This is a genomic window from Francisella sp. 19X1-34 (assembly GCF_041102755.1).
Lineage (GTDB): Bacteria > Pseudomonadota > Gammaproteobacteria > Francisellales > Francisellaceae > Francisella.
On the sequence record NZ_JBGCTX010000088.1, the window covers coordinates 1 to 7884 of the forward strand.

Genomic DNA, 7884 nt, shown 5'->3' on the forward strand with positions numbered 1-7884 from the left:
CATATCTAGGAATGATTAAATTAGCTTGTACTTTTATTTGGCTTCGATGAAAATTTATTTTTGTGCACAGAGCCTAGATAAATTCATTTTCTTTGATAAATATAGGTTTTGATAAGACTCCTCCATTACACTCAAAAACCTATCTTGCATTTTTTCTTGCTCACGATGCTTTATCGAGTCAAAAATTATCTTACTTACAAAACCAACTAAACCAACAAAAAATACATATAAAGAAAAATATGCAACCGTAACTAAAGGCACCCTAGAGCCATGACTTAAGTAATAACCTAACGTAATAGCTATAACTGTTACAGGTCCAGCGGCCCATATTATTGAAAGTATAGTAGCTTTGATATCTGCTCTATGAATAGATGATATTAGCTCACTTGTATATGAGTTATTATATGAGTTTCTTTTTTTAAGTTTTGTTCTTAGTCTTCTATATATATGTAGCATTCGCCTCACTATTTTACTAATATTCTCACAAACAAGATTTACAAGCTTCAAGCAATTATCCTAAATCAATTAAAATGTATTTTAAGAAAATAGCTAACTTTATAGTATAAATACTTCAAAAACAGGTTTCATAAAAGTATATTTAATTTAAAAGTAACATAGAGAATATAGGGATATTATGAGTATTAGCTTTTATATAATACAAATACTAGTATCAATATTTGGAGTATTATTTGCAATCAAAATCTCTTCTTTCAAGAAAGATGCATGGTACTTTTATTTCTTAGGAACATTTGTTGGATTTATTAGTTTCTATAACTTTGCAGAGTTTAGTATTCTTGGTTTTATCAAAGGCTTAATTCCATTTAGCCATGACTTAGGACTATCCCTACTAGCGATAATTATTCTCAAAAAACATAGTTTCAAACCACAGACACTAACAAAGAAAAATATATTACCTGCAGCTGTTATTATTATATTTACAATACTATTTATGATTATATTTAACCACTTAACTTTGCCCATGTCGCCATTTTATAGTGTTAGTATGTTTATTTCAGATTTATTCGGCATTATAGTATTTGTTGGTTCTGCCCTTTTAATATTTGGATATATTGCAGGCTTGCTTATAAATTCTATCTATTGTGTGCAAATGATAGTAATGAGCATATACTACCAAATAATATATCCTCAAAGTATTACGATGTTTCTTATAAATAGTCTTTTTAATATATTAAATCTACTTATATTCACGTATGCTTACATCAAAAACAAAAAACTACTCAAAGACTCAAAGTAGACACGTTTTGGGTGCTTTTGATCATTATTAATCTATAATTTTGTGATTTTATAAAAAAGCAGATTTAAGGTAATTTATGCAAACATATTTTCTTTTATTGACTGTTCAAATATTTACATTAATATTTGCTATTAGAATTAGCTCTTTTAAAAAAGATGCATGGTATTTTTATTTTCTAGCAACATTTGCCAATTTTATTAGTTTTTATAACTTTGATGACTTTAGCACTTTTGAATTTATCAAAAGTCTCAAGCCTTTCTTTAATGACCTAACACTATCTATATTAGCAATACTAATAACCCATAAAATCAAGGTATATCCTCAAAGAATAACAAAAAACAATATCTTACATGTTAGTATCATAGTAGGATGTAGCATAATATTTATGATCTTCTATAGCTACTTAAACCTTATTCCATCATCATCTTATAGCATTCTTATGATTACTTCTTACTTCTTTGGGTTCTTAATATTCATTGGTAGTGTATTGTTAGCTTTTAGCTATATTTCAGGGCTTCTAATAAATGCTATTTGTTCGCTTCAAATAGTTTGTATGAATCTTTATTTCAGCATTAGTTTTGGATTTTTCCCCTCTGTATACTATCTAATAATAACAACATCTTTTAATATTTTATGTTTTAGTATTTTTCTTTATGGTTATAGCAAAAACAAAAAACTACTCAAAGGTTCAATGTAGATAGATTTTAAGCATCTATAATCATATAAATAACTTTACAAGCAACTATAAATTTTTAGACATTTATTTAAGATAAAATTTATTTCAAAGAGATTCTTATCAAACAATGGTATTGGATTTTTATCAATACCTATAGCTACACAAATAATTAGAAGAAATTTTACTATTAGAAAGACGAAGATTACTCGTCGATTGAAACAAATTTACGGCTTAATGCACCACCAGTATGGAACTTAACTGTACCATCTTTAAGAGCAAATAAAGTATGGTCTTTACCACAACCTACGTTTACACCTGGATGAGTTTTTGTTCCTCTTTGACGCAGAATAATTGTACCTGCTTTAACAAACTCACCACCATATCTTTTAACACCTAAATACTTAGGGTTTGAATCTCTTCCGTTTCTAGTACTACCACCAGCTTTCTTATGAGCCATTTGTATACTCCTTAAATATTCTTAATAAAATTATAAACTAATAGATGAAACTTTTACCTCTGTAAAATACTGACGGTGACCTTGCTGCTTCATGCTGTGCTTACGACGACGGAACTTCATAATTTTTACTTTCTTATGACGACCTTGCTCTACAACTTCACCAACAACTTTAGCACCTTCTACAACAGGAGCGCCAATTTTAACTTCTCCCTCTGCAGTTTGTCCCATTAAAACTGTATCAAACTCTACTTTTTCACCAATACCAAGGTCAAATTTTTCTAGCTTAACTACTTCGCCTTCTTTTACCTTATATTGCTTACCGCCATTTTTAATTATCGCGTACATTTATTACTCCATTTATTAGATTTTAAATTCTCAGAACTGCCTACAACTCGTGATAGACTTCTGACTTTTTGTTATTATTCCAATTCGCCTAGATAAAAACTAGACACTGTATTATAACAAAAAATATGATAATTACAAACATTAGATTGATCTTTTTGATGTTTTAGTTAGAAACATATAAATTAAAATAGCTCCAATTAAAACAACAGCTGCTACCATATATAATGCTAGAGATATTGATGCTGTGGAGTCGATAATATATCCAACTAAATATGGTGTTACAAAACCTGAAAGATTACCTAAAGAATTAATTATCGCGATTGCAATTGCTGCTGCCATACCACTTAATATTGCTGCTGGTAAACTCCAAAATAATGGTATCAAGGTTAATATCCCTGCTGTTGCTAGCGACATAAAGATTAATGCTAAGTAGGTATTACCATCAAATACTCCTATTCCAACAAAACCTATAACAGCCATCACACTGACTCCAACTAAATGATATTTTCTTTCTTTAAAATAGTCAGAGCTTGCACCTACAACTATCATTACAACTACAGCAAATATATAAGGTATTGCAGAGATTACACCTATCATAAAGATATTTGTTATCCCAGAATCTTCAATTAAAGTTGGTAGATAAAAGCTGATAGCATATAAACCTGTAATCCCACAAAAATAAATTAGTGATAGCCACCAAACTCGAATATCTAAAAAGATAGCCATTTTTTTATATGACTGATGACTTAACTGATCTTGTTTTAGTTGATTATTTAAATAATCTCGATCTTGCTGAGTTAACCATTTTGCTTTATCAATTGAACTTAAAATCCTTGGTGCTAAAAAGCCCAAAATAATTGTAGGAATCCCCTCAATTAAAAACAGCATTCTCCAACCATCATAATGATATTGATTAAAAACATCCATTATAAAACCTGAGATAGGGCCACCTAATATACCCGAGATTGCTGTCGCACTAAAAAATATAGCTGTTACTTTAGCTCTTTTATATGAAGGATACCATTCAGACAAATAGTAAATAACACCTGGAAAAAAACCTGCTTCTGCCAAACCTAGAGCAAATCTTAAAACATAATACTGGTTAGCTGAGTTAATAAACATAGTACAAGATGAAAGTATACCCCAAACTACCATCAAAAACCCTAGCCACCTACTTGGACCGACCTTAACTAGGAGATAATTACTAGGAACTTCAAATATAAAATATCCTATAAAGAATATCCCAGCTCCAAAACCATAAACCGTCTCTGACAGTGACAAATCAGAAACCATCTGTATTTTAGCAAATGATACATTAACCCTATCTAAGTAGGCCAGCGTATAACAAATTAAAAGAAATGGCATAATTCGCCAACTGACTTTTTTATAAATACTATCGTTCATAATTAAAAGATTAAGTTCTAAGTAATAAATTTAATTATATGAAATATTTACTAAAATAAAATACAATAGTTTTAGACCACAAGTGATTATAAAATAAACTCTTATGAAAATAGTAATTGCACCAGACTCTTTCAAAGAGTCCCTATCCGCCATTGAAGTCTGTAACGCTATAGAAAAAGGATTTAAAAAAATACTCCCTACAGCACAGTATATTAAAGTCCCAGTTGCTGATGGAGGCGAAGGATCTCTTGATGCTATATCACAAAATTTAACTTCAGCAGAAAAAATCCGTGTTAAAGTAAAGGCTCACCTTGGTAACATTATCTCAGCTAATTACCTAATTAATAAAGATACTGCAATTATAGAGTTAGCTCAGTGCTGTGGTTTAAACTTGTATCCTAAAAGCAAAAGAGATCCGCTAAAATCAAACACATATGGATTTGGTCAAATTATCACAGATGCTTTAGATAAAGGAATTCGAAAATTCATTTTAACATTAGGTGGTAGTGGCACTAATGATGCAGGTATTGGTTTACTTCAAGCATTAGGGGTAGAATTTATAAATGATAAAAATGAAGTTATTGTAAACTGTTATCCAGATAATCTACCTAGTATAAAAAATATTGATTTAAATAGCTTTGATGAGCGAATTAAAGACTCAGAGTTTAAGATAGCCTGTGATGTAAACAATATACTATGTGGTAAAAATGGTGCGACTCATACTTTTGGTAAGCAAAAAGGGTTAGCCGATAACCAACTTGATGAAGTAGATAAAAAAATAAAAGGCTTTGCTGAACTTTGTAAAAAATCTCTAAATAAAGACTATGAAAATGTTGCCGGTGTTGGAGCGGCTGGTGGTGTTGGTTTTGCTTTAGCAGCCTTTTTAAATGCAAAACTAGTCTCAGGTGCAGAGCTTATTTTAGAAACTATTAAGTTTGATAACTATATCCAAAACACAGATATACTAATCATTGGTGAGGGTAAAATGGATAAGCAGAGTTTATATGGCAAAATCCCTATTACTATTGCTCAAAAAGCTAAAAGTCAAAAGGTCAAAAAAGTAATTGCAATAGTTGGAAGTTACGAACTTAGTGATACTGATTTAGATAACTCAGCTATAGATGCCATATTCTCATCTATAACTTATTATACAGATTTAGAAACTATACTTACTAATGCTGCCAAGAACATTGAACAAACAGCGACTAATATTGCTAATATCATTAAATAGCAAAAATCTTACTTTAATCTGAAACTACTACATTTTCATGAAGAAACTTCCACTTTGGAGCACCTTCAGAAAAACAAATTAGCACTGTACAACGTAAAACTCTATCTTCACCATTATAGTTTTGTTTCTCTAAAAGGTTTAAGACTACCAAATCGTCACTAGATGAGACAGTATCAAAGTCTAAGGCTTCTATTTTTATATTTATTTTTTTTCCAATACAACTCTCTAGTGCACCTCTAAGCTCATCTCTACTAATTTTATGGCCGGTAGGTCCTACTATAGAAAATTCTGGTAAAGTGTCGCTCATTAATCTTTCTATTGCCAAAGATCCATCCTTATCAGAAAAAATATTTTCCATATTTTTGAATGTCCTAATCACAGTTTCACGAGCTGCTAATTCTTTAGACTCATTTGTTCTCATACTATCTCCTTTAAATGATTTTTTGAAAATCTACCTACGATACAAGTTATTAGAAAACAAAGACTAAATATAGTGTTTATATAGCAAAAGCATGATTTAAAGTTTGAGTATAAGAACTTGATAAGATCAATCTAAATTCATATTTGGCACAAGACGTATTTCACGGATAATATTCTTTTGATTAGTATTTAAAGCATATAAAACTGCTTCGGAAACATCATCAGGACTTAGTCTTTTATTAGAAGGTTTATCAAAAATAGGAGTATTTACTGATCCTGGTGAAATTATGGTACATTTTCCTCCCCATTGCTCCATTTCAGCAGCTAAGTTCCCTCCAAAGCCTTGGACAAACCATTTAGAAGCACCGTAGATAGAACCCTTTAAAACTTTTTTACCAGCCCCTGAACTAGTCAGTAAAAAGTGACCTTTTTGTTTTTTTAAGTGGGGTAATGTTAACTTTGCTGTCCAAAGAATTCCTTTGATATTAGTATCTATAATTTGATCCCAACTTAAAGGATCTCCAAACTCTGTACCAGGTGTTGTAGATCCAATTCCTGCATTTGCAAAAACTGCATCAAGCCTACCCCAATGATTTACACCTGTATGTACAACTTTTTCTTGATCCTTAAATTTAGTTATATCTCCAGGGATATAAATAGCTTTATCACCACCAATTTGTTCTGTTAATTCTTTTAAAAGATTTTCACGTCTACCTGTGAGTATTAGTTTAAACCCTGCCTTAGCTGCATTTATAGCTGTTGCTTTACCAATCCCACTAGTTGCTCCTGTAATTAGAAGTACTCGCTTTTCCATTTTATTCCCTTTAAATAAATTTTAGATTAAGACCTACAATACAAGATATTCAAAAACAAAGACTATGCATAGGTTTGTACAGCAAAATTATATAATTTAAGATCTAGTTATAAGAAAATAAGCATAGTTATTTATTTTGAAAGCTTTTATTTTAAAACTAAGACATCACATTTAGAATTATTTACAATATAGTCAGCTACAGATCCTATTCTAGCAAACAAATTATGTTTATGACTATTTAAGCAAATTATATCAGCACCCAGCTCATTAGCTTTATCTAAAATAGATACTCTAATATCAGTAGATATATCAATGATCAAATTCTCTTCGCTTAAGCCATTATTAGATAGTATAGGTAATAGCTTATCTTTTGCATCATTAACCATTTGTTTTTGAATATCTTCTTCTTTAGAAAGGTTATAAGAAAAATATGCAGGATACGCACTTACCAATGACTGAATATAATGAGCTATAGTAAGTTTAGTATTATTTTGTTTGACTGAGTTTATAACCTTCTAAACAGCTTCTTCAATATTTTTATCAGAAGTATCTATCGCATATAAAACGTGATTATATTTAAACATTTTATTCACCTTTTTAAGTTTATTTAGATTTACAATTAGTACTTGAAACAATTCAGTTGCAAACATTATTAACTAAATTGTATTGTACTTTTTTATAACCCAGTTGACTCATTTCCTAACTACTTAAGCAATAATACTAGCCACTCTCAAGTCACCTAAAACAAACATCCAAAAAGACTTCAACCAACTTGATCTAACATATTATTCTTATAAAAATTTAAATAGATTTAAAATTCGATAAATAACCTCAACCAGGCTATATAAAAATTTTAGACAAACACTTGCTATAATTCAATTGATCACCTAGCAATATCTTAGATATATAGTAATTAAATCATTAATGATTTAACTAGTTTTACTTCGTTTCATAAAATATATCTTTATAACATTAGCATTTTTAAATATAGCACCTATTTTAAACCCACTGGAACCTTTCTAATAATAAATATTGATATATAAATCTATAAGTTTGCAATTAATAAATTATGCTGTTAGAATCGTTAGCGTTATTTTAATCTGATCGACTGGAGATACTCTAAAGTGAACAATCTTATTTAATCTATAAAAGCTGTAAGTTATTTAGATAATAACTATCTTTTGTACTAAATCACTTACAAAGTTAAATAGGCTCTGTGCACAAAAATAAATTTTCATCGAAGCCAAATAAAAGTACAAGCTAATTTAATCATTCCTAGATA

10 protein-coding genes and 1 pseudogene are annotated in these 7884 nt (G+C 29.8%); 3 read left to right on the top strand and 8 right to left on the bottom strand.

Annotated features, from left to right (window positions below):
• Positions 1 to 69 precede the first annotated feature (69 nt).
• A pseudogene (locus AB8E56_RS10775) lies at positions 70 to 456 on the bottom strand (hypothetical protein); the annotation flags it as partial.
• A gap of 178 nt (positions 457 to 634) precedes the next feature.
• Here AB8E56_RS10775 and AB8E56_RS10780 point away from each other — a divergent pair.
• The gene (locus tag AB8E56_RS10780) at positions 635 to 1255 is read left to right on the top strand and encodes a hypothetical protein (protein WP_329480981.1); all 621 of its coding nucleotides are present in this window, start codon (positions 635 to 637) and stop codon (positions 1253 to 1255) included.
• A gap of 76 nt (positions 1256 to 1331) precedes the next feature.
• Positions 1332 to 1952: a hypothetical protein gene (locus AB8E56_RS10785; RefSeq protein ID WP_329480983.1), complete on the top strand. Its 621-nt coding sequence runs from the start codon at positions 1332 to 1334 to the stop codon at positions 1950 to 1952.
• 181 nt (positions 1953 to 2133) lie between these two features.
• On the opposite strand, the gene rpmA is transcribed toward AB8E56_RS10785, so the two are convergent.
• The 3 genes from rpmA to AB8E56_RS10800 all read right to left on the bottom strand — a co-directional run bounded on the left by rpmA (position 2134) and on the right by AB8E56_RS10800 (position 4137).
• On the bottom strand, positions 2134 to 2388 hold the full coding sequence (gene rpmA, locus AB8E56_RS10790; RefSeq protein ID WP_072711881.1) for a 50S ribosomal protein L27: 255 nt from the start codon (positions 2386 to 2388) through the stop codon (positions 2134 to 2136).
• Positions 2389 to 2418: 30 nt separating this feature from the next.
• Positions 2419 to 2733, bottom strand: a complete 315-nt coding sequence (rplU, locus tag AB8E56_RS10795) for a 50S ribosomal protein L21 (protein WP_329480988.1) — start codon at positions 2731 to 2733, stop codon at positions 2419 to 2421.
• A gap of 141 nt (positions 2734 to 2874) precedes the next feature.
• Complete coding sequence (locus AB8E56_RS10800) at positions 2875 to 4137, bottom strand: MFS transporter (RefSeq protein WP_329480990.1); 1263 nt, start codon at positions 4135 to 4137, stop codon at positions 2875 to 2877.
• A gap of 103 nt (positions 4138 to 4240) precedes the next feature.
• Between AB8E56_RS10800 and AB8E56_RS10805 the strand changes: the two genes are divergently transcribed.
• Positions 4241 to 5368, top strand: coding sequence for a glycerate kinase (locus AB8E56_RS10805; protein ID WP_329480992.1), 1128 nt, complete (start codon positions 4241 to 4243; stop codon positions 5366 to 5368).
• A 13-nt stretch (positions 5369 to 5381) separates the two neighbouring features.
• Here AB8E56_RS10805 and AB8E56_RS10810 read toward each other — a convergent pair whose 3' ends face one another.
• The 4 genes from AB8E56_RS10810 to AB8E56_RS10825 all read right to left on the bottom strand — a co-directional run bounded on the left by AB8E56_RS10810 (position 5382) and on the right by AB8E56_RS10825 (position 7252).
• Positions 5382 to 5789 carry a hypothetical protein gene (locus tag AB8E56_RS10810; protein WP_329480994.1) on the bottom strand — a complete coding sequence of 136 codons (408 nt, stop codon included), beginning with the start codon at positions 5787 to 5789 and terminating at the stop codon, positions 5382 to 5384.
• Positions 5790 to 5915: 126 nt separating this feature from the next.
• Positions 5916 to 6602, bottom strand: coding sequence for an SDR family oxidoreductase (locus AB8E56_RS10815; protein WP_329480996.1), 687 nt, complete (start codon positions 6600 to 6602; stop codon positions 5916 to 5918).
• Positions 6603 to 6748: 146 nt separating this feature from the next.
• Positions 6749 to 7111: a universal stress protein gene (locus AB8E56_RS10820; protein WP_329481000.1), complete on the bottom strand. Its 363-nt coding sequence runs from the start codon at positions 7109 to 7111 to the stop codon at positions 6749 to 6751.
• Between the two features lie 6 nt (positions 7112 to 7117).
• Complete coding sequence (locus tag AB8E56_RS10825; protein ID WP_329480998.1) at positions 7118 to 7252, bottom strand: hypothetical protein; 135 nt, start codon at positions 7250 to 7252, stop codon at positions 7118 to 7120.
• Positions 7253 to 7884: the final 632 nt, after the last annotated feature.

Coding starts and splice junctions, on each gene's coding strand:
- AB8E56_RS10810 (WP_329480994.1), bottom strand. CDS start 5,789: ATGAGAACAAATGAGTCTAAAGAATTAGCAGCTCGTGAAACTGTGATT.
- AB8E56_RS10825 (WP_329480998.1), bottom strand. CDS start 7,252: ATGTTTGCAACTGAATTGTTTCAAGTACTAATTGTAAATCTAAATAAA.
- rplU (WP_329480988.1), bottom strand. CDS start 2,733: ATGTACGCGATAATTAAAAATGGCGGTAAGCAATATAAGGTAAAAGAA.
- rpmA (WP_072711881.1), bottom strand. CDS start 2,388: ATGGCTCATAAGAAAGCTGGTGGTAGTACTAGAAACGGAAGAGATTCA.
- AB8E56_RS10785 (WP_329480983.1), top strand. CDS start 1,332: ATGCAAACATATTTTCTTTTATTGACTGTTCAAATATTTACATTAATA.
- AB8E56_RS10800 (WP_329480990.1), bottom strand. CDS start 4,137: ATGAACGATAGTATTTATAAAAAAGTCAGTTGGCGAATTATGCCATTT.
- AB8E56_RS10780 (WP_329480981.1), top strand. CDS start 635: ATGAGTATTAGCTTTTATATAATACAAATACTAGTATCAATATTTGGA.
- AB8E56_RS10815 (WP_329480996.1), bottom strand. CDS start 6,602: ATGGAAAAGCGAGTACTTCTAATTACAGGAGCAACTAGTGGGATTGGT.
- AB8E56_RS10805 (WP_329480992.1), top strand. CDS start 4,241: ATGAAAATAGTAATTGCACCAGACTCTTTCAAAGAGTCCCTATCCGCC.